Consider the following 23,337-nt stretch of genomic DNA (forward strand, 5'->3'; position numbering starts at 1 on the left):
CTTGACCGGGCTCTTCAGAAGATCCGACGAGGGACCGCAGTTGCGGTCCCTTTTTCGTGGTCCTGGCGGTTCATAGCCACCGTTCGGTCGCAGGGGCACTTTTTTTTGACTTTTTCGGTCATACTGATTTGCGCATGTTGCTCGTGCGTCTCAGCCCCCACCGTCCCGTTGGAGTTGCCGTGTTTCCGAAGTTTTCGTCTTTTCAATCCGTTCGCCTGCTGGCCTTGGCTGCTGCGCTGGTCCCGGCTGGTGCGCAGGTGCTGGCGCAAGGCAGCATCTACCGATGTGGCAACGAGTACACCAACGATGCTCAGGTGGCCAAGTCCAAGGGCTGCACTCTGATGCAGGGGGGCAACATCACCATCGTCGAAGGCACCAAGGTCGCGCCCACGGCGCGCAGCGCGCCCGCCGCAGCCAGCCGCAACGGTGGTGAACGCGTGGATTCCGCCGCTCAGCGCGCCCGCGACAGCGATGCGCGGGCCATTCTGCAAGCCGAGCTTCGCAAGGCCGAGGAACGTCTGGCGCAGGCGCGCAAGGAATACGCCAACGGCGAGCCGGAGAAGCAGGGCATCGAATCGCGCAACTACCAGCGCTACCTGGATCGCGTCGCTGAACTCAAGGCTGCCGTGGCCCGCGCCGAGAGCGATGTGGCCAGCATCCAGCGCGAGCTGGGCCGTGTCGGCGTTTCGCCCAACGCATCAGGTTCTGCCGCAAAATAGGCGGCTTGAAAAAGACCACGCCACTCCCCCGCTTCTCTGCGGAGCCGCTCCGCCCCAGTTCCAGCGCTGTCAGCCCGCGAAAGCCGCTCACGGCGCCATCCCGGTTTCAGTCTCTTGACCTGCTGGCCACGCTGGTGGCTGTGGTCGACCAGCACGGTGCGGTGCAGTTTGCCAACGCGGCGCTGGAAGACGCGCTGGGCATGTCTCGGCGCAGCATTGCGGGCACCCGGCTGCAGGACTGCTTCACCGAGCCCGCGTTGCTGGAGAGTGCGCTGCATGGCGCCAGCGGCAACCATTTCGCTGCGCTGCGCTACGACGCCTGGCTCAAGCGTACGAACCACGACGCATTGCCCGTGCATGTGGTGGTCGCGCAGACCGACAACCCGGGTGAGGTGGTGGTCGAGCTGTTGCCACTGGAGCAGCAGGCCCGTCAGGAGCGCGAGGAGCGCCTGATCGACCAGGCGCAGGCCAACAAGGAGCTCATCCGCAACCTGGCGCACGAGATCAAGAACCCGCTCGGTGGCATTCGCGGCGCAGCCCAGTTGCTGCAGATGGAACTGGATTCGCGCGAGCTCATCGAGTACACCCAAGTCATCATTCACGAGGCTGACCGCTTGCAGTCCCTGGTGGATCGCCTGCTGGCCCCGCACCGCAGGCCGCACGTGGTGGGCGACGTGAACATCCACGAGGTGTGCGAGCGTGTGCGCTCGCTCATCCTGGCCGAATTCCCGAAAGGCCTGCGCGTTGTTCGCGACTACGACACTTCGATTCCCGAATTCCGGGGTGATCGCGAGCAACTCATTCAGGCAGTGCTCAACATTGCCCACAACGCCGCCCAGGCTCTGGGGGATCGCATGGCGGCGGGTGACGCGCGCATCGTGTTCCGCACGCGCGTGGGGCGTCAGGTGACCTTTGGTAAGCAGCGCTACCGGCTGGCACTGGAATTGCATGTGATCGACAACGGGCCTGGAGTTCCAGACTCGATCAAGGACCGCATCTTCTACCCGCTGGTGTCGGGGCGCGATGGCGGTTCTGGCCTGGGGCTTACGCTGGCACAGACGTTTGTGCAGCAGCACCATGGCCTGATCGAGTGCGAGAGCGTGCCAGGGGAGACCGATTTCAAACTTCTGATCCCGTTGCCCTAGACCGATCACCGAATCACGACAGCCGAGCGCCGCGCCACAAGAAAGGGAAGACATCTACATGAAGCCGATCTGGATAGTGGACGACGATCAATCGATCCGCTTCGTGCTCGAGAAGGCGCTGTTGCGCGAGAACCTGCCCACCCGCAGCTTCACCAACCCTCAGGACGTGCTCAAAGCCCTGATGGACACGCCCGAAAGCGAGGGTCCGCAAATTCTGGTGAGCGACATCCGCATGCCCGGCGGATCGGGACTGGAGTTGCTGGAACGCGTGAAGGAAAAATTGCCTGGTCTGCCGGTGATCATCATGACCGCGTTCTCCGACCTGGACAGTGCGGTATCGGCTTTTCAGGGCGGCGCTTTCGAATACCTGCCCAAGCCCTTTGACCTGCCCAAGGCGGTGGAGTTGATCCACCGTGCCGTGGAAGAGAGCCAGCGCGAGGAAGTGGCGGAGGAGCGCATGACCGCCGCGCCCGAAATGTTGGGCCAGGCGCCGGCGATGCAGGATGTGTTCCGCGCCATCGGCCGTCTGAGCCAGAGTCAGGTCACGGTGCTCATCACCGGTGAGTCGGGCTCGGGCAAGGAACTGGTGGCGCGTGCGCTGCACAAGCATTCACCTCGCTCGGGCGGCCCTTTTGTTGCCATCAACACCGCAGCCATCCCGAAAGATTTGCTGGAGTCCGAGCTGTTCGGTCACGAGCGGGGCGCCTTCACCGGCGCGCAGACCATGCGACGCGGCCGTTTCGAGCAGGCCGATGGCGGCACGCTGTTCCTTGATGAGATCGGCGACATGCCCTTCGATCTGCAGACACGGCTGTTGCGCGTGCTGTCTGATGGCCATTTCTACCGTGTGGGGGGCCACAGCGCGGTGCGAGCCAACGTGCGTGTGATCGCCGCCACCCACCAGAACCTGGAGCAGCGTGTCAAGGAAGGCGTGTTCCGCGAGGACCTTTTTCACCGCCTCAATGTGATCCGCCTTCGCCTGCCCGCGCTGCGCGAGCGTCGCGAAGACGTGCCCATGCTCACGCGCTTCTTCTTGCAGCAAAGCGCCCGCCAGCTCGGCGTGGAGCCCAAGCGCATCTCGGAGGCGGCGCTGCGGCTGCTCGGAACCTTCGATTTCCCCGGGAATGTGCGCCAGCTTGAAAACGTGTGCCACTGGCTCACGGTGATGGCACCGGCCCAGATGATTGAGGTCAAGGACCTTCCGCCCGAAGTGCTCTCCATGGCTGGCGCCACTGCGCAGGCGGCCATGGCATCCGTGGCGTTGGCACCATCAACGCCGGCTCAGGCCATCGCACCGCCGGCGGCCGAACGTGTGCTGTCTGGCGATGCCCTGTCGTCGCAGGGAGAAGCTGCGGTGCCTTCGTCGGAGGCTGCGACTGCGGTCCTGACCTGGGAAAGTGGCCTTCAGGCCGAGGCGCTGTCCTTGCTGGAAGAAGGACGCACCGATGTGTGGGATGTGCTCACTCGACGCTTCGAGACCCGCCTGATCCAGACTGCTCTGGCCAACACGCGAGGACGCCGCATCGAGGCGGCGCACAAGCTGGGCATAGGCCGCAACACCATCACCCGCAAGATTCAGGAGCTCAACCTAGAGTGAGCACCACCGGAGCGTGGTCGCTCGGTTGCGGGTTCTTGCGCGGCGCACGGTCGATGGTGCACGCCGTCACGCGCTCGCGCAGGGCATGGCTCACGAGAATGTGGTCGATGCGAAGGCCGCGGTTCTTCTGGAAGCCGAGCATGCGGTAGTCCCACCACGAAAAGCTCTTCTCGGCTTGCTCGAACATACGGTAGGCGTCGGTCAGGCCCAGCCTGAGCAAGGCCTGGAAATGGGCGCGTTCCTCCACTGTGTGATGAATGGTGTCCTTGAGGCCCACTGGGTCGTAGGAGTCCCGGTCCTCCGGCGCCACGTTGAAGTCGCCCAGCAGCACCAGGCGTGGATGGGTGTTCAGTTCTTCGCCCAGCCATCGGTGCAGCGCTTCGAGCCAGAGCATCTTGTAGGCGAACTTCTCAGTGCCCGGGGCCTGGCCATTGACAAAGTAGCAGTTCACCAGCCGCAGCGGACCTTCGGGCGTGTTCAGCGTCGCGGCGATCACGCGCGATTGCGGATCGGCGTGGCCCGGAATGTTTCGCACCACGTCGCTCAGAGGCGTTCTGCTCAGGATCGCCACGCCGTTGTAGGTCTTCTGGCCAAAGACGGCGGCTTCATAGCCCGCTTCCTTCAGCGCGTCGTACGGGAACTTTTCGTCCACCAGCTTGAGTTCCTGCAGACCCAGCGCGTCGACGGGATGAGCGGCCAGCCAGTCCAGCACCTGGGGCAGGCGGATGGTGAGTGAATTGATGTTCCAGGTGGCGAGTTGCATGTTGGACTCAGGGCAGGGTTTCGAGGAAGGCGATCATTTGCCCGGCATTTTGAATCGGCCGTGGATTCGTCGCAGTCCACCGGTCGAGCATCACGCCTTCGGCCAGACGTGGAAGGTCGCGGCGGTCGAAGCGTACCTCGGCCAGTGAGCGAGGCATGCCCAGTTCGCGGATCAAGTGATCGAGCAAGGCACTGGCGGGTGCATGGGCGTCCCCCAGCGCAGCGCTGATGCGTAGTTGTCGCTCGCCGTTGAACGGAACGTTGAAGGCCAGCGCGGACGGTGCGACGACGCAGGAGGTGTGGCCGTGCGACACGCCGAAGCTGCCGCCCAGCACGTGGCCCGTCGCATGGCTGATGCCCATGGGAACGCCTGCGGCCAGCGGCGTCATGGATTGCCAGGTAGCGGTCAGGCAACGCCCACGTGCGGCCGTGTCGCCCGGATCGCGGAAGGTTTGCCGCAGCGCCTCGCCGAGGGTACGCAAAGCGCTCTCGGCGAGCGCGTCGGTGTACGCGTTGGAATGCAGCGAACCCAGCGTTTCGACAGCATGGTCGATGGCACGCACGCCTGTCGAGATCCAGAGCCAATGAGGAGTGTGCAGCGTGATGGCGGGATCCAGCACGACGGCACGCGGCACCATGCGACGATGGCCAAAGCTCTGCTTGCGTCCTTCGCGTTCATTGGTGATGCCACCGGTCTCGTAGAACTCTGCGCCAGAAAGGGTGGTGGGTACGGCGATCACGGGCACGTCGGGTCCATCGAAAGTGGGTGGCAGGCGCCGCCCCTGCGCATCCACCATCACGCGGTAGGGTTCCAGGTCGTCGTGCGCCTGCAAGTCGTGCCGCAGGCACAGGGCCACCACCTTGGCGGTGTCGATGATGGAGCCGCCTCCGATGGCCACCAGAACGTCGGCGCTCGCCGCACGCGCTGCCGAGGTGGCCGCCAGGACGGCGGCGCGAGAGCCATGAGCGGGCACTTCGCAGAAGGTGCCCACATGACGATCGCCCAGCGCCGTCTGCAGTGCAGTGACAACTGGCGTGGTGGTCGCGAGTGTGCGGCTCGCGATGATGAAGGCCCGTTGCCTGCCGGTGGTCTCGAGTTCGTGCGCTATGGCGGTCGAGGCCGTTTCGTCCACATAGATTCGTTCGGTGGCCGACTGCGCATGAACGGAACGGCCGGGTGCAGGGCTCATGTAGAACGGTGGTAGGTCACAAAGGCGAAAGGCAGGCCGGTGGTCGAGGTGTGGTGCTCACGCGCGATTTCGCGCCATTCGGGGCCAAAGACCGGTGCGTGTGCATCGCCTTCGAAGTCCTGTGCGATCTCGGTGACCACGGCGCTTTGCGCCAGCGGCAACGCAGCGGCGTAGATCTGTGCGCCACCAATCACCCATGCGTCTGTGGCGTCGGTCGGACAGAGCGCCAGCGCTTCCTGCAAGGAGCCGGCTCGCGCAGCGCCATCGACCTGCCAGCGGCCATCGCGCGTGACAACGATGTTGAGCCGACCGGGCAGGGGACGGAAGCGGGCGGGGAGTGAGTCCCAGGTCTTGCGCCCCATGATCACGGGGCGGCCCAGCGTGGTCCGTTTGAAGTGCGCCAGGTCTTCTGGAAGGTGCCAGGGCAACTGGTTGTCGCGGCCGATCACGCCGTTGGACGCGCGGGCGAAGATGAGGTGCAGGCGCGGTTGTTTCATGGGAATGCCCTCGGCGTCGCTTCCGGCGGGAGCTGGCATGGGTCGGGCCGGGGCGGCGATCAAACCGCCACCGGCGCCTTGATCACCGGGTGATGCTGGTAGTCCAGGATCTCGAAATCGTCGACCTCGTAGTCGAAGATCGACGGCGGGCGGCGCTTGATGCGCAGCGTGGGGTAGGAATGGGGGGTGCGCGAGAGCTGCAGAGCCACCTGCTCCTGGTGGTTGCTGTAGATGTGGCAGTCGCCGCCCGTCCAGATGAACTCGCCCACCTCCAGGTCGCATTGCTGCGCCAGCATGTGGGTGAGCAGCGCGTAGCTGGCAATGTTGAAGGGCACGCCGAGAAAGATGTCGGCGCTGCGCTGATAGAGCTGGCAACTGAGCTTGCCGTCGGCCACGTAGAACTGGAAGAACGCATGACAGGGCATGAGCGCCATCTTGTTCAGGTCGGCCACGTTCCAGGCGCTCACGATGATGCGGCGTGAATCCGGGTTGGTCTTGAGTTGCTTGACCACCTCGGCGATCTGGTCGATGTGGCCGCCATCGGGTGTGGGCCAGCTGCGCCATTGCACGCCGTACACCGGGCCCAGGTCGCCGTCGGCTCGAGCCCATTCGTCCCAGATGGTGCAGCCGCGTTCCTGCAGCCATTTCACGTTGGAGTCGCCGCGCAGGAACCACAGCAGTTCCACGATGATGGCCTTGGTGAACACTTTCTTGGTGGTCACGAGCGGGAAGCCTTCATTCAGGTCGAATCGCATCTGGTGGCCGAACACGCTGGTGGTGCCGGTACCGGTGCGATCGGTCTTCTCCACGCCGTGCGTGAACACGTGGCGCATGAAGTCTTCGTATTGGGAACGGATGGGTCGCTGGCTCATGGTCGTAGGCTGGTCTGGATGCCCGGCAGGACGGGCGAAGGCGCGGTCACGCGCTCGTCAAAGGGATGATGCTGCAGCGCGAACACTTCCTGGATGCGGCGGATGTAGCCCTGGGTTTCCGGATAGGGCGGCACGCCGCGAAAGCGCTCCACGGCGCCTTCGCCCGCGTTGTAGGCCGCCAGCACGAGCGGCACATTGCCCTGGAAGTAGGCCAGCAACCATTGCAGGTACGACAGGCCACCGCGTATGTTCTGCTCGGCGTCGAAAGGTTTGCGCACGCGAAAGCGGGCGGCGGTTTCGGGGATGAGCTGCATCAGGCCCTGGGCGTTCTTGTCGGACAGCGCGTTGACATCAAAGTTGGACTCGGCGCGGATCACCGCGAAAGCCAGGCCCGGCTGGATGCCGAATTGCGGCGCAAGCTTGTACACGATCTTCATGATGCGCTGCTTCTCGGGGGTGTTCACCAGTTCGCGGTAACGCGTGGTGATGGCCGCCATCTCGGCGGCTTGCCGCGCCTCGCGCTGGGCCTGCTCCACCTTCAACTGCTCAGCGCGCTCGGCTTGCTGTACGCATTCGGGTGTGTCGGCCGGTGCGTTCAACCGCTTGAACAGCGCTTCTGCATGGGTGTCGCCGAGCAGGGCGGCGCGGGCAAACCAGTGCGAGGCGTAGCCGTCGTTGCGCGGCGTGCCACGGCCATTGGCATAGAGCCAGCCCAGGTTGTGGGCCGAGATGGCATCGCCGGCCAGCGCCGCCTGGCAATACAGGCGAATCGCAGCTTCGATGTCTCGCTTGACGCCTTCGCCATGCTCCAGCGCCTGTGCCTGCTCGCGCCAGGCCTGGCGTTGCACCGCATCGGCTGCGTGCGCGAGGCCAGTGGCACTCAGCAAGAGCACCAGCAGAAAGAGGAGCAGGGGCCTGGATGTCATGGCGTGAGAATACGGCCGGGGTTCATGCGTTGGTGCGGATCCAGCGCCTGCTTGATGGCCCGCATGAGCCCCAGAGCGACCGGGTCCTTGTAATGCGGCAGGTGCCCCGCCTTGAGGCTGCCCACACCGTGCTCGGCGCTGATTGATCCATCGTAGCGCGCCACCGCATCGAACACCAGCGTGTTCACACGCGTTTCCTGCTCGGCCAGGAATTTTTTGGCATCTTGGCCCTCGGGGGCCTGCACGTTGAAATGCAGATTGCCGTCGCCCAGGTGGCCAAAATTCACCAGCCGCACACCGGGGACCTGGCGCTGCAGCAGCGCCTCGGTTTCGGCGCAGAAAGCGGGAATGGCCGAGACCGGGATGCTGATGTCGTGCTTGATGTTCAGGCCCTCTTCGGCCTGAGCCATCGGGATGCTTTCCCGGATGTGCCAGAGGCCTTGGGCCTGGGAGAGGTTTTCGGCCACCACCGCGTCGCTCAAAGTGCCTTGATTGAGAGCCGTTTCCAGCAGCCGCTCGAATTGCTCGCGCGCGTGCATTTCCGATTCGCTGTCGCTGTTTTCCAGCAGAACACAGTAGGGACTGTCCCGCCAGAGTGGTGTGCGCAGGTCGGGGAAGTGCTTGTCCACCAGGCTCAGCGCGAACTGGCTCATCACCTCGAATCCGGTGAGCCCTGCGCCCAGTTGCTTGTGAGCCAGGCCGAGCAGCGCAACCGCTGCGTCCAGGCTGGGCACGGCAGCCCAGGCCGTGAGTTGTGCGGCGGGCAGCGGGTAGAGCTTGAGCGTGGCAGCGGTGATCACGCCCAGCGTGCCCTCGCTGCCGATGAACAGATCGCGCAGGTCGTAGCCGGTGTTGTCTTTGCGCAGGCCGCTCAGACCTTGCCAGACCTCGCCCTGCGCGGTGACCACTTCCAGCCCCAGGCAGAGGTCGCGCGCATTGCCATAGCGAAGCACCTGGGTTCCGCCGGCGTTGGTGGCGAGGTTGCCACCGATGGTGCAACTGCCTTCTGCCGCCAGGCTCAGCGGCAGCAGGAAGCCGGCCTCGCGCGCATGCTCCTGCAAGTTCTGCAACACGCAGCCGGCTTCCACCGTCAGGGTGAGGTTGTCTGCGTCCAGGCTGCGCACGGCGTTCAGGCGCGTGAGACTGAGCACCACCTGCGTGCCGCTGTCGTCGGGCACGGAACCCACCACGAGGCCCGTGTTGCCGCCCTGCGGCACGATCGAGGTACCGGCGGCCGCGCACGCCCGCACCACCTCGGCCACCTCGGCCGTGCTGCCGGGGCGCACCACCGCCAGTGCCCGGCCCCGGGCGCGGCGGCGCCAGTCTTGTTCCCAGGCGCTCAGATCGGTGTCGGGGTCTTCGTGGGTGAGCACCTGCGCCACTCCCACCGCCTGGCGCAGCGCGGTCAGCAGCGACGACAGGCGTTCGTTCATGGCGCGGTGGAGGAAGGCGACGCCTGTGCGGCTGCGGTGGCGCTGGCCACGTCGGCCGCCACGGCTTCCTTGCCGGCCGCACGCAGGCGCATGCGCACGTGCAGCGCGCAGGCGATGAACAGCGAAACGCACAGCAACACCTGCAGCAGCGCCAGCAGTGCCGAAAGCCCGGATTCGCTGGTGGCACGCACCGCGCCTTCGGTGAAATACAGCCACACCAGCAGGCTCACCCAGCGGTAGGTGTACATGCGGTTCTTGAGCAGGCCGGCAAGCGGCACCGCGAGCGGCAGCACCTTCAACGCCCACCACGAACCGCCATCGCGCAGCGGCGCCAGCCAGAGTTCCCAGGCCAGGCCCAGCACGATCAGGCCGAGCAGACTGCCCACAGCCAGCCAGCGCGTGAAGCGCACCGCCGCAGCTGCCACCGGCGGTACGGGAGAGGGCGAAGGGGTGGGGGGAGCGTTGAGCGGGGGCATGGCAGGACAGGGCAGGCTAAAGGCAGGTGGCATGATACCGGGATGACCCTGACCGAGCGCCTTCGCTCCATTGAGACCCTGGTGCGCGCACTGTGGCGCGACGCACTCAATTTCCCGTGGGCGAACACGGCCATCACGCTGCGCGAGCGCTTCCGCGAAGACCGGCTGGGCATCACCGCCAGCAGCCTCACTTTCACCACCACCATCTCGCTGGTGCCGCTGTTCACCGTGGCGCTGGCGATCTTCAGCGCTTTTCCGATGTTCGAGCGGCTGCAGGTCACGCTGCAGCGCTGGCTGGTGCAGAGCCTGGTGCCGCCCGACATCGCCAAGCAGGTGCTGAGCTACCTCAACCAGTTCGCCAGCAAGGCCGGGCAGATGGGCTGGGCCGGCGCACTGGTGCTGCTGGTGACGGCGCTGGCGCTGATCCTCACCATCGACCGCAAGCTCAATGACATCTGGCGCGTGCGGCAATCACGCCCGCTGACCCAGCGCATCCTGGTGTATTGGGCGGTGCTCACATTGGGGCCGCTGTTGCTGGCCGGCAGCCTGACCGTCACCTCCTATGTGGTGGGCGCTTCACGCGGGGTGGTCTCCTCCATGCCGGGTGGGGTGCGCCTGCTGCTCGAATCCGTGCAGTTGGCGATCGTCACCTTTGGCATTGCAGCGCTGTACCGTTACGTGCCCAACACCCGGGTGCGTTGGAGCCATGCCTTGGTCGGCGCCCTGTTTGTCGCTGCGGGACTCGAAGTGGCCAAGAAGCTGCTGGCCTGGTACCTCGCCCAGGTACCCACCTATTCGGTGGTCTACGGCACTTTTGCCACCGTGCCGATCCTGCTGGTGTGGTTCTACGTGGCCTGGGTCATTGTGCTGCTGGGTGCCGTGGTGGCGGCCTACCTGCCCAGCCTGCTCTCGGGGATCGCGCGGCGCGGGGATACGCCAGGCTGGAGTTTCCAGCTGGCGCTGGAGCTGCTCTACCAGTTGCACGCGGCGCGAGATGGCGATCCCAAGGGCCTCAGCCTGCAGTCACTGGCCCAGTTGCTGCGGGTGGACTCGCTGCAACTGGAGGAGCCGGTTGCCGTGCTGGTGGCGCTGGACTGGCTGGGCCGGCTCGACGAGGACGCCGAGCGCTACGTGCTGCTGGTCGATCCGACGGTCACGCCCATGGCGCCTCTGGTCGAGCGCCTGTTGCTGGTCCTGCAGCCGCACACCGAGCAATTCTGGTTCGAAAGCCACTGGGCGCGCATGACGCTGCATCAGGCCTTAGGAAAGCGTTGAACCGACGCTGAAGGGTGCGTGCAGGAAGCCCCGAAAGCGGGCGCGTCCGCCGCGCACCGGTGGCTGGGTCAGGCGGTAGCCCGGAAAGCGCTGCAAAAAGCGTCCGATGGCGATGCGGCCTTCCAGCCGGGCCAGGCTCAGGCCGGCACACTGGTGGATGCCGAAACCGAATGCCAGGTGCTTGTTGCCCTCGCGTGCGAGGTCCAGCACCTCCGGGTGCTCGAACTGCGCGGGATCGCGGTTGGCCGCGCCGATGCACAGCGTCACCAGCGTGCCGGCGGGCAATGCCACGCCGCCCACCTGTGTGTCGCGCAGCGCGCGGCGGTTGCCGAGCTGGTTGGACGACTCGAAGCGCAGGAATTCATCCACCGCACGGCTGAGCACTGTCTCCTGCGCCGCTTCGTCACCGTGCGCCTGCGCCAGCGCCTGCAGCAGCCAGGCCTGGGCTTGCGGGTGTTCCTGCAACGCGATGAGGCCGTTGCCGATCAGGTTGGTGGTGGTCTCGTGTCCGGCATTGAGCAGGAAGATGCAGTTCTGCAGCAGTTCCACTTCGCTCAACTGCTCACCGTCAGACTCACCCTGGATCAGGCGCGTGAGCACGTCGCGCTCGGGGTCCCCCGGTTGCCGGCGACGTGCGGCCACCAGGGTTCGCAGGTAGGCCAGCATGTCGGTGACACTCTGGTTGCCCAGAGCCTGCTGCGCGGGGGTCAGCGTGGGCTCGAGCGCCCCCAGGATGGCGAGCGACCAGGCGCGCAAAGGTCCCCGGTCGGCGTGGGGAATGTCCAGCAGGTTGCCGATGATCTCCACGGGTATCGCCGAGGCGAAGTCTTCGATCAGGTCGCCGCCACCCCGGGCCTGCAGCTCGTCGAGCAGGCCGTCGACCAGCGAGATGAGCCCTGGCTCCATACCCGCGATGGCGCGCCGCGTGAGTGCTCCCATGATGAGTCGGCGCACCCGTGTGTGCAGGGGTGGGTCGTTGAACACGAGGCTGGTGGTGTGGTGCTCGAACAGCGGCGAGTCCGCGCCGTACTTGGGCGCGAATTCGACGTGCTTGTCCGAGCTGAAGTTCTGCGCATCACGGTAGACCGTCATGAGGTCGGCGCAGCGTGTCAGGAACACCGAGCCGTCGGGCATTCGGCGCACGGGCTCGCTTTCCCGCAGCTCGGCGTAGACCGGGTAGGGGTTGGCGAGGAAGTCCGGCGTCAGGGCGCGCAGGTCGAAATTCCGCGCGATCTCCACCGCGCGCTCGCGGCTCATGGCCGGGGTGATGGACTCGATCATGGTGCTGGCATTGTGTCAGGCGCCGGCGTAGCATGTTGCGGGCATCGGTCCAACGCTTCAAAGGGGGTTCTCATCATGGTTCATCGTCTTTCCAGCACCATCTTGCTCTCTGCGGCGAGCGCATTGCTTTTGTTGATGTTGCTCACCGGTGGCTTGCTGCTCCGGCCTTCACCCGCGCAGGCGCAGAACGTCATGGCCGTGCCGGCCTGCCAGTGTTCGGCACCCACGTCGGTTCTGGGCAGCGGGGGCTCCCGCCTGGTGCATTGCGTATGCGGAGCCCTCTCTTGCGTCATCGTCGTGCCCGTGGGCACCAACCAGGACGCGCAGCAGCTTCAGTGCAGAAAGTAGGCGGGCTGCGCGTCCTCAGCGGCGCAGGAAATCGCGAATCGCCTGCAGCGTGGCTTCAGGGGTTTCCGTCATCTGGTGGTGCCCGACCGGCAGGCTCGCGGTGCTCACCGTCTTGCCCGCGTCGCGTGCGGCCAGCACCAGGGCCTGCGCGGCCTTGGGTTGCGTCATCTGATCTTGCGCCCCCAGCAGGAACAACACCGGACAGGTGATGGCGCGGATGGCTGCGTCGCCGCCCGCGTAGCTGTCGCAGGCCACGAAACCGCGGTGGAAAACGTTCACCTTCGCATTGCTTCGGATCACTCGGCGGTTCAGCGCCAGGCTGGAGCCGTACACCCAGGTGCCAGGACCGTGTGCGGAGGGCGGCGCAGCCAGCGTGCTGCGCGAAAACACGTTGATCAGCTTCAAGCCTTTCTCGGTGTCGTTGAGCGCGGCGTCGATCAGCGCAGGCGAGACCTTCATGGGAAATGCCGTGCCCACCAGAGCCAGGTGGCTCACGCGCTCGCGCAGCCGCGCTGCGGCCTCCAGTGCAATGAGCGAACCCCAGCTATGGCCCACCAGCGCTGCTTTCTGCACCTTGACGGCGTCAAGCAGTGCGACGATGAAATCGGCGCCCGCTTCGACGGTGGCCGGGGCTTCGCCTTCGCTCCTGCAATGACCGGGCAGGTCCACAGCAAGCACGTTCCAGCCGTGGTGGGCCAGGTAGCGGCTTTGCAGGGTCCACACGCTGTGGTCGTACACCACGCCGTGGATGAACACCACGGTGGGCTTGGCTGCATCGAAGGGTTTGCCGCCTGTGTAGCAATAGGTTTTGGCGCCGTTGACGAGGATTTCCATTTTTTTCTCCATGCATCTGCGTTCGCCCTGAGCTTGTCGAAGGATTCGCCGAGGTGTGGGCGAGGGCTTCGACAGGCTCAGCCCGAACGGAGAAATTTTCAGTTGGCTTTTTCTGCAGCCTTCAGCGCGCGCTTGAGGTCGTCGATCAGGTCGTCCGGGTCTTCCAGGCCGATCGACAGGCGGATCGTGCCCGGGCCAATGCCACCGGCGGCCAGCGCCTCGTCGCTCATGCGAAAGTGCGTGGTGCTGGCGGGGTGGATCACCAGTGAGCGGCAGTCGCCCACGTTGGCCAGGTGACTGAAGAGTTTGAGCGCCTCGATGAAGGCCTTGCCTTGCTCGCGCGAACCCTGGATGTCGAAGCTGAACACCGAGCCCGCGCCCTTGGCGCCGAAACGCAGCAACTTGCCGGCCAACGCATGGCTCGGGTGGGTCTCCAGCAGCGGATGGCCCACACGGCCCACCAGCGGGTGGCTGGCGAGGAATTGCACCACCTTCTCGGTGTTGGACATGTGGCGGTCCATGCGCAGTGAAAGTGTCTCGATGCCCTGCAGGATCAGCCAGGCGCTGTGCGGGCTCATGCAGGCGCCGAAATCGCGCAGGCCTTCGCGGCGCGCACGCAGAAGGAATGCGCCCACCGTGCTTTCCTCGGTGAACACCATGTTGTGGAAGCCTTCGTAGGCTTCAGTGAGTTCGGGGAAGCGGCCGGATTTTTCCCAGTCGAAGCTGCCTGCGTCGACCACCACGCCACCGATCACGGTGCCGTGGCCGCTCAGGAACTTGGTGGCCGAGTGGTAGACGATGTCGGCGCCCAAAGTGAACGGCTGGATGAGGTAGGGCGTGGTCAGGGTCGAGTCCACCAGCAGGGGCACGCCGGCCTCGTGGGCGATTTGCGAGACGGTGGGGATGTCGAGCACGTCCAGGCCCGGGTTGCCCACGGTTTCGCCGAAAAAGAGCCTGGTGTTCGGCCGCACGGCGGCCCGCCAGCCGTCGATATCCCCGGGCTTGACGAAGGTGGTCTCGATGCCGAAGCGGCGCAGGGTGTAGTGCAGCAGGTTCTGGCTGCCGCCGTAGAGCGCGGTGCTGGCCACCATGTGCGACCCCGCACCCATGAGCGTGGCCACGGCCAGGTGCAGCGCAGCCTGTCCGCTGGCGGTGGCGATCGCTCCAATGCCGCCTTCGAGCGCTGCCATGCGCTGCTCGAAGACCGCGTTGGTCGGGTTGCTGATGCGGCTGTAGACGTGGCCTGCGCGTTCCAGGTTGAAGAGGGCAGCGGCGTGGTCGCTGGACTCGAAGACGAACGAGGTGGTGAGGTGGATCGGCACCGCCCGTGCGCCAGTGGCGGGATCGGGGGCGGCGCCGGCGTGCAGCGCGAGGGTGTCGAAGCCGGGATCTGAATAACCGGGCATGGGAAATGTCTCCTGTGCGATGGATGCGAGTACCGCCCGCCGCCGGGCCGCCCCAAGGCGGGTTGGCCCCCTCGTGGGCGTGGGGAATTCGTGGATTGTGGGCTATATTGCACGAACGCCAGCCTTGCTGGAGACACGTCCAGTTGAAGATCAGCCGAGGAGAACAGCCATGAAAGTCAGCGATATCCTGCGCGTCAAGGGCGGAACGCTCTACACCATCCAGCCCGAAGAATCCCTGGAGCGTGCGATCGAGACCATGTCGCAGTTCGACATCGGTTCGTTGGCCGTGATGGACCACGGTGACCTGGTAGGCATGCTGACCTTCCGCGAAGTGATCCACACGCTGGCAAAGAACGGCGGCACACTGGGCGGCAAGACCGTGCGCACGGTGATGGACGACCACCCGATGAGCTGCACGCCAGAAACCGAGCTCGACCAGGTGCGGCCGATGATGCTGGAGCGGCACACGCGCTACATGCCCGTGATGGACGCCAAGATGCTGATGGGCGTGATCAGCTTCTACGACGTGGCCAAGGCGGTTGTGGACAGCCAGAACTTCGAGAACCAGATGCTCAAGGCCTACATCCGCGACTGGCCAGCCGAGAACGACGCCCAGCCCTCGACCCCGGGACTGTGAACGCCAACGCATGACCTTCCGCAAACACCGCGGAACCGCCCTTCGACAAGCTCATGGCTGGCCGCTGGTGATGCCCCCCTTTGAAAGGGGGATGGCGAGAAGCGCCGCGGTGGGTTACTCCGAACTGGCGTAGATCATTTCCCGCACACGCGGATAGATCTGCTGGTTCCAGCGCCGGCCGCTGAACACGCCGTAGTGGCCCACGCCGGTCTGGACGTGGTGGGTCTTCATGTAGGGGCGCACGTTGCTGCAAAGGTCCTGCGCAGCCACGGTCTGGCCAATGGAGCAGATGTCGTCGCGCTCGCCTTCCACCGTCATGAGGGCGGTGCGCCGAATGGCAGCCGGATTCACGGTGCGGCCATTCCAGGTGAGCACGCCGCGCGGCAGGTCGTAGGTCTGGAACACCTTCGCCACGGTTTCCAGGTAGAACTCTGCCGGCAGGTCGTTGACCGCGAGATATTCCTCGTAGAACTCCTGGATCACGCCGGCTTCTTCGGTGCGGCCGGCCAGCAGGTGGTCGTAGATGTTGCGAAACGATTGCTTGTGGCGGTCCGGGTTCATGCTCATGAAGGCGGTGAGCTGCACAAAACCGGGGTACACGCGGCGCATGACACCGGCATGCGGAAACGGCACGTGGCTGATGAGGTTCTTCTCGAACCATTCAATGGGTTTGCTGGTGGCAAGGCGATTCACTTCGGTGGGGTTGACGCGGCAATCCACCGGGCCGGCCATGAGGGTGAGGCTGCGCGGCTGCGCCGGGTTGTCGTCTTCGGCCATGATCGCCGTGGCGGCCAGCGCGGCCACACAAGGCTGACACACCGCCACCATATGGCTGCCGGGACCCACAGCCTCGGTGAAGCGGATCATGTAGGTGATGTAGTCGTCCAGCGAGAAGCCGCCGTGGCGCAGCGACACGTCGCGCGCGTTGTGCCAGTCGGTGATGTAGACGTCGTGGTCCTGCAGCAGGGTGCGCGCGGTTTCGCGCAGCAGGGTGGCGAAGTGGCCCGAGAGCGGCGCCACCAGCAGCACCTTGGGCTGTGGCTCGGCGCCCTCCTTCCGAAATCGCAGCAGGGTGCCGAAGGGCAGGGTGAGCACGGTTTCTTCGGTCACGGCGTATGCACGCTCGCCGGCCGAAATCTGGTCGATCTTGTAGGGCGGGCGCGAGTGCGTGAGGCGCATTCGGGATATGACGTCGCAGGCCGCTGCCACCTTGCGCAACAGGGAGCCTTCGGTTTCCTTGAGCCAGAGGGAGGCGCTCAGGTGCTGGGCCGTGAGGCGCAGTGGGGAGATCAGGTCGGACTGGAGCTGGTAGGCCTGATACATCATGGTGCTTTCCTGGGGGAACGTACCGTGTTGCAGGCAAGTTGCGGGCCACCCCTGCGCCGCACCGAGGCGGTGCATGTGAGAGGCACCGAGGTGGCACAGCCCTTGCTCTTCCTGGTGCCCAAGAGGAGCGTTCCATGGCCAAAGCGGTACTCACGATCAGCAGCAAGAACTACGGTGCCTGGGCCTTGCGAGGCTGGCTGATGGCGCGCCTGGCCAAGCTGGATTTCACCGAGAAGGTGATTTCGCCGGACGATCCGGCGATGAAGGCGGAGATGCTGCTGCTCTCGGCGTCCATGCGCGTGCCCGCGCTGGAACACGACGGCATCCATGTGTGGGACACGCTGGCGATTGGCGAATACCTCAATGAAATCAAGCCCAAGGCGGGGCTGCTGCCGGCCGACCGTGCCGCTCGTGCCCATTGCCGTGCGATCTGCGGCGAAATGCACTCGGGCTTCTCGGCGATGCGCTCGTCGCTGCCAATGAACATCAAGGCGTCGTTTCCGGGCTTCAAGCTGTGGTCTCGCGCTCGGACAGACATTGACCGCATCGAGGCGATCTGGACCGAATGCCTGGACACCTATGGTGGGCCGTACCTCTTCGGTGAAAAGCCCTGCATCGCCGACGCCATGTTCGCGCCGGTGGTGACCCGTTTCATCACCTACGAGGTGGAGATCGCCGAGGCCTGTGTGGCGTATTGCGACACCATCATGGCCCTGCCGGCGATGAAGGAGTGGGTGGCGGCTGCCGAGCTGGAGCCCGACGACATCGACGAGTTGGACGCCGAGTTCTAGCGCCGCCGCCGGCGTTCTGCCGCGCAGACTCCTAGACCCAGGGCGTTGGCTTGGGAATTTCGCAAACCGGTTCCACGTCCACCGTCTTGAAGTCCGCGGGAGAAACGATCTCCAGGTACTCCATGTCGGGTGAGTAGTCGAACAGGAAGTGGCGGATGCCCGGGCGCTGGTGCACACAGTCGCCCGCTTCCACGAGCGTCACCTGGTCCTCGTACATGAACCTCGCCCATCCCTTGAGCATGATCACGATCTGGAAATCCGCTTCATGGCGGTGCCAGCCCGTGCCCTCCTCGGGCGGCAGATTGGCCTTGACCAGGTGGGCAATCACCTTGCCGTGGGTGGCCGAGGCGATGCCGAGGTCGCGGTACAGGAAGAAATCGCGCAGGCCACCGCTCACGTATTCGCCGTCGCTTCCTTTGACGTGCGAGAACAGGGTGGAGGTTCGATCGAGCATGGAGACGCTCCTTTCTGGGGCTTCGCAGCAACCAAACTGCTGCGCTGCAACACAAAGCACGAAATGTTCCCGTGACGCCCTTGCCTGGCGGAGGCCTGAAAGCGCGCACGAGCGCACCAGACTGGCTCATCGGCGCACCAGGCTGCCTCGGGGATAATCGGGCCGCATGAGCGGCAACACTTTCGGCACCCTGTTTTGTGTCACCAACTTCGGTGAATCCCACGGCCCGGCCATCGGCTGCGTCATCGACGGCTGCCCGCCCGGCATGGCACTGAGCGAGGCCGACATCCAGGCCGACCTCGACCGCCGCCGCCCCGGCACCAGCAAATTCGTCACCCAGCGCAACGAACCCGACGCGGTGGAAATTCTCAGCGGCGTGTACGAAGGCAAGACCACCGGTACCCCCATCGCCCTGCTGATCCGCAACACCGACCAGCGCAGCAAGGACTACGGGCAGATCCTGCAGAGCTTCCGCCCCGGTCACGCCGACTACACCTACTGGCAGAAATACGGCATTCGCGATCCGCGGGGTGGTGGGCGCAGTTCCGCACGCCTCACGGCGCCCACCGTGGCCGCCGGCGCCGTGGCGAAAAAATGGCTCAAGGAGCGCTATGGAACCACCTTCCGTGGGTGCATGGCCCAGATCGGTGAGATCGCCATTCCCTTCGAGCACTGGGACCACGTGCCCCACAACCCCTTCTTCGCGCCCGTGGCCGATGTCTCTGCCATCGAGACCTACATGAGCGATCTGCGCAAGAGCGGCGACTCCTGTGGCGCGCGCATCCGCGTCACTGCGCAGGGCATGCCTGTGGGCCTGGGGCAGCCGCTGTACGACCGGCTGGACGCTGACATCGCCTACGCCATGCTCGGTCTCAATGCCGTCAAGGGCGTGGAGATCGGCGCCGGTTTCGCCAGCGTCGCGCAGCGCGGCAGCACACACGGCGACAGCCTCTCGCCCGAAGGGTTCAAGGGCAACAACGCCGGTGGCGTGCTCGGCGGCATCAGCACCGGGCAAGACCTGGAAGTGTCCATCGCGATCAAGCCCACCAGCTCGATCCTGATTCCACGCGAAACCATCGACACGGCTGGCCAGTCCACAGAAATCATCACCAAAGGCCGCCACGACCCCTGCGTGGGCATTCGTGCCACGCCGATCGCCGAGGCCTTGCTGGCCCTGGTGGTGATGGACCACGCGCTGCACCACCGCGCGCAGTGCGGCGACGTGCAACTGCCCACGCTCGACATTGCGGCCAGGGCACGCGGCTGATCCCTAACCCGTTCGGGCTGAGCTTCTCCAAGCCCTTGCAAGCCCTTCGATCCATCGACAAGCTCAGGACCGTCCAGGCTCAGGGCGAACGGAGAGACCTGTGAGCCAAAGGAAAAAACTGTTCGCGTTCTCCTGGCTCAGCGCGAGCTACTTCGCCCACATCGGTTTTTTCAACCCCTACCTGCCGCTGTGGCTCAAGGAGCTGGGGTTCAGCCTGATTGCCATCGCGGTGCTCACATCCGTTCAGTCGGCCACGCGGCTGTTTGCGCCCTACCTCTGGGGTTCGCTGAGCGACCGCACCGGCGAGCGCGTGCGCCTGCTGCGCTTCGGCGCCACGGCCGCGCTGCTGCTCTCGTTCGGCCTGTGGTTCGACGGCGGTGGCGTGGTGATCTTTGCGGTGCTGCTGCTCATGTTCAGCCACACCAGCGGCATGATGCCCATGAGCGAGGCCGCCCTGGCGCACCTCGTCAGCCAGGGCGGCACGTTCGATGCGAAACGCTACGGCCGGGTGCGACTTTGGGGTTCGCTGGGTTTTCTCGTCACCGTGGTGGCCGCCGGCTTCTGGTTCGAACGCTTCGGCTTGCGGGATTTTCCTGCCTGGACGGTGGGCACGCTCGCGGCCGTGGCGCTGAGTGCCTGGCTGCTGCCCGATTTCCGCGAGCCGCCTCACGCTGAACACGAGCGTCAACCCGCCGTGTGGCCCGTGCTGCGGGAGCCTGCTGTGCGCTGGTTCTTCGCCTCGGTGTTCTTCCATGTTCTCGCGCACATTGCCATTTACATCTTCTTCTCGCTCTACCTGGATTCGCTGGGCTACAGCAAGCGCACCATCGGGTTGCTGTGGGCAGTGTCGGTGGTGATCGAGATCGGCTGGTTCTTCACGCAGGGCCGCTGGCTGCCCTGGCTGTCGCTGCCGGGCTGGCTGGTGCTCGCCGCTGCGGTCATGGCCATCCGCATGGGGCTCACGGCCGGCCTGCCGCTGGTATGGCCCCTGTTGCTGCTGGCGCAGGCGCTGCACGCCATCACCTTCGCCGCTCACCACACCGCCTGTATCGCCATGATCTCGCGCCATTTCCCCGGCCGCCTTCGAGGGCGCGGGCAGGCGCTTTACACCGTGCTCGGCTACGGCCTGCCGGGCGTGGTGGGCGGCTTGCTGGGTGGGGTGGTCAGCTCCGCGCTGGGCCTGGCCAGCGTGTTCTGGCTCGCTGGGGCTTGTGCGCTGGCGGCGGGGCTGTGTGCGTTCAGGGTTTGGGCGTTGCAGCCGCGCTAGCGCGAGCCTTGCGCGCCAGGCCCTCGATGCCCAGCAGGTAGCCGTCGGTGCCGAAACCCACCACGATGCCGGCGGCCACGGGCGAGATGTAGGAGTGGTGGCGGAACGCCTCGCGTGCGTGTACGTTGGAGATGTGCACCTCGATCACGGGCAGAGGCTTCACCCCGGCGATGGCGTCGTGCAGTGCGACGGAGGTGTGCGTGTAGGCCCCTGCGTTGAACAGCACACCCGTGAATTCACCAGCTTTGTAGCGCCGGCCGGCTTCGTGGATCTTGTCGATCAGCGCGCCTTCGTGGTTGCTCTGGAAGGCCTCGAGCTCGAAGCCGAGCTTCAGTGCATGGGCACGGCACTCGTTTTCCACGTCGGCCAGCGTGGTGAATCCGTAGGTGGCAGGCTCGCGGGTGCCCAGCAGATTGAGGTTGGGGCCGTTGAGCAGAAGGATGGTGGGCATAGGCGTCTCTCCAGGGGCAATCAGATCAGTGGCACGGTGAGCCGTTCGATAAGTGGGCGGGTGTCAGGTCGCACACCCCGCCACCAGTTGAAGGATTCGGCGGCCTGTTCGACCAGCATGCCCACGCCGTCGGCCACGGTGTTGACGCCCGCAGTGCGCGCTTGCCGAAGAAAGGGTGTGAGCCCTTTACCGTAGACCATGTCATAGGCCAGCGCGCCAGGGGCGAAGATGCTGTCAGGCAAGGGCAGGGCGGTTTGCGTGAGTCCGGTGGAGGTGGCGTTGATGATCACGTCGAAAGTTTCGCCGTGCAGCTCATCCAGCCCCCCGGTCTGCAGCGGGGTGTGGTCTGCAAATGCGCTGCGCAGGGCGTGCGCTTTGGCGGGCGTGCGGTTGGCCACGGCGAGCACAGCCGGGCGCTGCGCGGCAATCGGCAGAATGGCGCCGCGTGTGGCGCCACCTGCTCCCAGCAGGAGCACGCGCTTGCCAGCCAGCTGGTGGCCCAGGTTTCGCTGCAGGTCGTTGACCAGGCCCACGCCGTCGGTGTTGTCGGCGCGGATGCGGTCGCCCTCGAACTTCAGCGTGTTGGCTGCGCCGGCCAGGCGCGCGGTCTCGCTCGGGTCGGTGGCCAGCTCGAAGGCCTGCAGCTTGAAGGGCACGGTGACGTTGGTGCCCAGCCCTCCGTGGGCGCGAAAGTCCGCCAGGGTGTCGGCAAAGCCGTCCAGCGGCGCTTCGATGGCGGTGTAGGTCAGGTCCTGCCCGGTGGCTTGGGCGAAAAGCCCGTGGATCAGGGGTGATTTGCTGTGGCCTACAGGGTGGCCAATGAGAGCGTAGCGGTCGGTCATGGAGTGCCATTGTCGCGCAAGGCCCTGACCCGATCGCGGACTTCGCCTCGGGCCTACCATGGCGCCCATGAACAAGACCCCCACCCCTTTGAAAATCGACTTCGTGTCCGACGTTTCCTGCCCCTGGTGCGCTGTGGGCCTGGGCGCGCTGGAAGAGGCGCTGCAAGGCCTTCAGGGCGAGGTTTCGGCCGAGCTGCATTTCCAGCCCTTTGAGCTCAACCCCCGCATGGCCCCCGAGGGCCAGGACATTGGCGAACATCTGGCGGAAAAATACGGCTCCACGGCCGAGCAGCAGGCGCAAATCCGCAACACCATCCGAGCGCGCGGTGCCGAAGTGGGCTTCGCCTTCAACCCGGCTGGCAGGGGGCGCATCTGGAACACCTTCGACGCCCATCGCTTGTTGCACTGGGCCGGTGAAGAGGGCTCGCCGGGCCAGCAGCGAGCGCTGAAGAAGGCCCTGCTGGCGGCCTGCCATACGCGCTCCGAAGCCATGGGCCACCACGATGTGCTGCTGGGCAGCGTGCGCGAGGTCGGCCTGGACGAAGCGCGCGCCAGGGCCATCCTGGCCAGCGACGAATTTGCACAGGCCGTGCGCGAGCGCGAGGCGTTCTACACCAGCCAGGGGATTCACTCGGTGCCTGCGGTCATCATCAACGACCGCCACCTGATTTCGGGCGGCCAGCCCGCGGCGGTGTTCGCCCAGGCGTTACGCCAGATTGCGTCGGGAGCGGCCTGAGGCGAGGCCAGATTCCCCGTTCGCGTTGAGCTTGTCGAAACGTTGGCGCGTGGCTGTCTGGGACTTCGACAGGCTCAGTCCGAACGGTGGGGGGCCATCTGCCGAGGCGTGACGGTTAGGGGTACCAAAATAGGCCTGGGGCGAGACCAGATTCCCCGTTCGCGTTGAGCTTGTCGAAACGTTGACGCGTGGCTGCGTGGGACTTCGACAGGCTCAGTCCGAACGGTGGGGGCCATCTGCCGAGGCGTGGTGGTTGGGGGTGTCGAAAGTGGCCTGAGGCGAGGCCAGATTCCCCGTTCGCGTTGAGCTTGTCGAAACGTTGACGCGTGGCTGTGTGGGACTTCGACAGGCTCAGTCCGAACGGTGGGGGCCATCTACCGAGCCGTGGCGGTTGAGGGCGTCGGACGAGGCCTGACGCGAGGCCAGATTTCCCGTTCGCGTTGAGCTTGTCGAAACGTTGACGCGTGGCTGTGTGGGACTTCGACAGGCTCAGTCCGAACGGTGGGGGCAACCTGCCGAGGCGTGGCGATAGAGGGCGTCGAAAGTGGCCTGAGGCGAGGCCAGATTCCCCGTACGCGTTGAGCTTGTCGAAACGTTGACGCGTGGCTGTGTGGGACTTCGACAGGCTCAGTCCGAACGGTGGGGGGCCATCTGCCGAGGCGTGGTGGTTGGGGGAGTCGAACGAGGCCTGAGGCGAGGCCAGGTTCCTCGTTCGCGTTGAGCTTGTCGAAACGTTGACGCGTGGCTGTGTGGGACTTCGACAGGCTCAGTCCGAACGGTGGGGGCCATCTGCCGAGGAGTGGCG

24 protein-coding genes are annotated in these 23,337 nt (G+C 65.5%); 9 read left to right on the plus strand and 15 right to left on the minus strand.

Annotated features, from left to right (window positions below):
- Positions 1-179: 179 nt before the first annotated feature.
- From AB7F11_RS14735 to ntrC, 3 genes are read left to right on the plus strand one after another with little or no spacing between them, the layout of a single operon-like run.
- A complete protein-coding gene (locus tag AB7F11_RS14735; RefSeq protein ID WP_428291163.1) occupies positions 180-719 on the plus strand; it encodes a hypothetical protein in 540 nt (179 codons plus the stop codon).
- Positions 720-724: 5 nt separating this feature from the next.
- Positions 725-1,864, plus strand: a complete 1,140-nt coding sequence (glnL, locus tag AB7F11_RS14740; protein WP_428291164.1) for a nitrogen regulation protein NR(II) — start codon at positions 725-727, stop codon at positions 1,862-1,864.
- Between the two features lie 58 nt (positions 1,865-1,922).
- Positions 1,923-3,461 carry a nitrogen regulation protein NR(I) gene (gene ntrC / locus AB7F11_RS14745; protein WP_428291165.1) on the plus strand — a complete coding sequence of 513 codons (1,539 nt, stop codon included), beginning with the start codon at positions 1,923-1,925 and terminating at the stop codon, positions 3,459-3,461.
- Here the strand turns inward: ntrC and xth are convergent.
- From xth to AB7F11_RS14780, 7 genes are read right to left on the minus strand one after another with little or no spacing between them, the layout of a single operon-like run.
- Positions 3,448-4,224: an exodeoxyribonuclease III gene (gene xth, locus AB7F11_RS14750; protein WP_428291166.1), complete on the minus strand. Its 777-nt coding sequence runs from the start codon at positions 4,222-4,224 to the stop codon at positions 3,448-3,450. The genes ntrC and xth overlap by 14 nt on opposite strands.
- Before the next feature lie 7 nt (positions 4,225-4,231).
- Entirely contained in the window at positions 4,232-5,413 is a 1,182-nt protein-coding gene (locus tag AB7F11_RS14755; protein WP_428291167.1) for an iron-containing alcohol dehydrogenase, read from the minus strand.
- Entirely contained in the window at positions 5,410-5,910 is a 501-nt protein-coding gene (locus AB7F11_RS14760; RefSeq protein WP_428291168.1) for a dihydrofolate reductase, read from the minus strand. The genes AB7F11_RS14755 and AB7F11_RS14760 overlap by 4 nt, the downstream gene beginning before the upstream one ends.
- Positions 5,911-5,969: 59 nt before the next feature.
- A complete protein-coding gene (locus tag AB7F11_RS14765) occupies positions 5,970-6,782 on the minus strand; it encodes a thymidylate synthase (protein ID WP_428291169.1) in 813 nt (270 codons plus the stop codon).
- Positions 6,779-7,708, minus strand: a complete 930-nt coding sequence (locus tag AB7F11_RS14770) for a transglycosylase SLT domain-containing protein (RefSeq protein WP_428291170.1) — start codon at positions 7,706-7,708, stop codon at positions 6,779-6,781. Before AB7F11_RS14770 ends, AB7F11_RS14765 begins: the two co-directional genes overlap by 4 nt.
- The gene (locus AB7F11_RS14775) at positions 7,705-9,141 is read right to left on the minus strand and encodes an FAD-binding oxidoreductase (protein WP_428291171.1); all 1,437 of its coding nucleotides are present in this window, start codon (positions 9,139-9,141) and stop codon (positions 7,705-7,707) included. Before AB7F11_RS14775 ends, AB7F11_RS14770 begins: the two co-directional genes overlap by 4 nt.
- Entirely contained in the window at positions 9,138-9,617 is a 480-nt protein-coding gene (locus AB7F11_RS14780) for a DUF2069 domain-containing protein (RefSeq protein ID WP_428291172.1), read from the minus strand. Before AB7F11_RS14780 ends, AB7F11_RS14775 begins: the two co-directional genes overlap by 4 nt.
- Before the next feature lie 42 nt (positions 9,618-9,659).
- On the opposite strand from AB7F11_RS14780, the gene AB7F11_RS14785 reads away from it, so the two are divergent.
- Positions 9,660-10,892 (plus strand): YihY family inner membrane protein, encoded by a 1,233-nt coding sequence (locus AB7F11_RS14785; protein ID WP_428291173.1) that lies wholly within the window; start codon positions 9,660-9,662, stop codon positions 10,890-10,892.
- Here the strand turns inward: AB7F11_RS14785 and AB7F11_RS14790 are convergent.
- The 4 genes from AB7F11_RS14790 to AB7F11_RS14805 all read right to left on the minus strand — a co-directional run bounded on the left by AB7F11_RS14790 (position 10,878) and on the right by AB7F11_RS14805 (position 14,761).
- Positions 10,878-12,173: a cytochrome P450 gene (locus AB7F11_RS14790; RefSeq protein WP_428291174.1), complete on the minus strand. Its 1,296-nt coding sequence runs from the start codon at positions 12,171-12,173 to the stop codon at positions 10,878-10,880. The two genes, AB7F11_RS14785 and AB7F11_RS14790, sit on opposite strands and share 15 nt — an antisense overlap.
- Positions 12,174-12,253: 80 nt before the next feature.
- Complete coding sequence (locus AB7F11_RS14795) at positions 12,254-12,400, minus strand: hypothetical protein (RefSeq protein ID WP_428291175.1); 147 nt, start codon at positions 12,398-12,400, stop codon at positions 12,254-12,256.
- Positions 12,401-12,536: 136 nt separating this feature from the next.
- Positions 12,537-13,355, minus strand: a complete 819-nt coding sequence (locus AB7F11_RS14800) for an alpha/beta fold hydrolase (RefSeq protein ID WP_428299958.1) — start codon at positions 13,353-13,355, stop codon at positions 12,537-12,539.
- 98 nt (positions 13,356-13,453) lie between these two features.
- On the minus strand, positions 13,454-14,761 hold the full coding sequence (locus tag AB7F11_RS14805) for an O-acetylhomoserine aminocarboxypropyltransferase (RefSeq protein WP_428291177.1): 1,308 nt from the start codon (positions 14,759-14,761) through the stop codon (positions 13,454-13,456).
- 169 nt (positions 14,762-14,930) lie between these two features.
- Between AB7F11_RS14805 and AB7F11_RS14810 the strand changes: the two genes are divergently transcribed.
- Entirely contained in the window at positions 14,931-15,398 is a 468-nt protein-coding gene (locus tag AB7F11_RS14810; RefSeq protein WP_428291178.1) for a CBS domain-containing protein, read from the plus strand.
- A gap of 114 nt (positions 15,399-15,512) precedes the next feature.
- Here the strand turns inward: AB7F11_RS14810 and AB7F11_RS14815 are convergent, their stop codons facing one another.
- Complete coding sequence (locus AB7F11_RS14815) at positions 15,513-16,724, minus strand: polyhydroxyalkanoate depolymerase (RefSeq protein WP_428291179.1); 1,212 nt, start codon at positions 16,722-16,724, stop codon at positions 15,513-15,515.
- A gap of 134 nt (positions 16,725-16,858) precedes the next feature.
- Here AB7F11_RS14815 and AB7F11_RS14820 point away from each other — a divergent pair, with 134 nt between their 5' ends.
- On the plus strand, positions 16,859-17,515 hold the full coding sequence (locus tag AB7F11_RS14820; protein WP_428291180.1) for a glutathione S-transferase: 657 nt from the start codon (positions 16,859-16,861) through the stop codon (positions 17,513-17,515).
- Between the two features lie 31 nt (positions 17,516-17,546).
- Here AB7F11_RS14820 and AB7F11_RS14825 read toward each other — a convergent pair whose 3' ends face one another.
- On the minus strand, positions 17,547-17,969 hold the full coding sequence (locus AB7F11_RS14825) for a cupin domain-containing protein (protein ID WP_428299959.1): 423 nt from the start codon (positions 17,967-17,969) through the stop codon (positions 17,547-17,549).
- Between the two features lie 166 nt (positions 17,970-18,135).
- On the opposite strand from AB7F11_RS14825, the gene aroC reads away from it, so the two are divergent.
- Positions 18,136-19,236 (plus strand): chorismate synthase, encoded by a 1,101-nt coding sequence (gene aroC / locus AB7F11_RS14830; RefSeq protein ID WP_428291738.1) that lies wholly within the window; start codon positions 18,136-18,138, stop codon positions 19,234-19,236.
- Positions 19,237-19,336: 100 nt separating this feature from the next.
- A complete protein-coding gene (locus tag AB7F11_RS14835; RefSeq protein WP_428291737.1) occupies positions 19,337-20,503 on the plus strand; it encodes an MFS transporter in 1,167 nt (388 codons plus the stop codon).
- Here AB7F11_RS14835 and aroQ read toward each other — a convergent pair.
- On the minus strand, positions 20,475-20,954 hold the full coding sequence (aroQ, locus tag AB7F11_RS14840) for a type II 3-dehydroquinate dehydratase (protein ID WP_428291736.1): 480 nt from the start codon (positions 20,952-20,954) through the stop codon (positions 20,475-20,477). The genes AB7F11_RS14835 and aroQ overlap by 29 nt on opposite strands.
- Before the next feature lie 20 nt (positions 20,955-20,974).
- Complete coding sequence (aroE, locus tag AB7F11_RS14845) at positions 20,975-21,796, minus strand: shikimate dehydrogenase (RefSeq protein WP_428299960.1); 822 nt, start codon at positions 21,794-21,796, stop codon at positions 20,975-20,977.
- 67 nt (positions 21,797-21,863) lie between these two features.
- On the opposite strand from aroE, the gene AB7F11_RS14850 reads away from it, so the two are divergent.
- Positions 21,864-22,532 (plus strand): DsbA family oxidoreductase, encoded by a 669-nt coding sequence (locus AB7F11_RS14850; RefSeq protein ID WP_428291735.1) that lies wholly within the window; start codon positions 21,864-21,866, stop codon positions 22,530-22,532.
- Positions 22,533-23,337 lie beyond the last annotated feature (805 nt).

Origin of the sequence: Hydrogenophaga sp. (genome assembly GCF_050250835.1) — a bacterium.
Lineage (GTDB): Bacteria > Pseudomonadota > Gammaproteobacteria > Burkholderiales > Burkholderiaceae_C > Hydrogenophaga.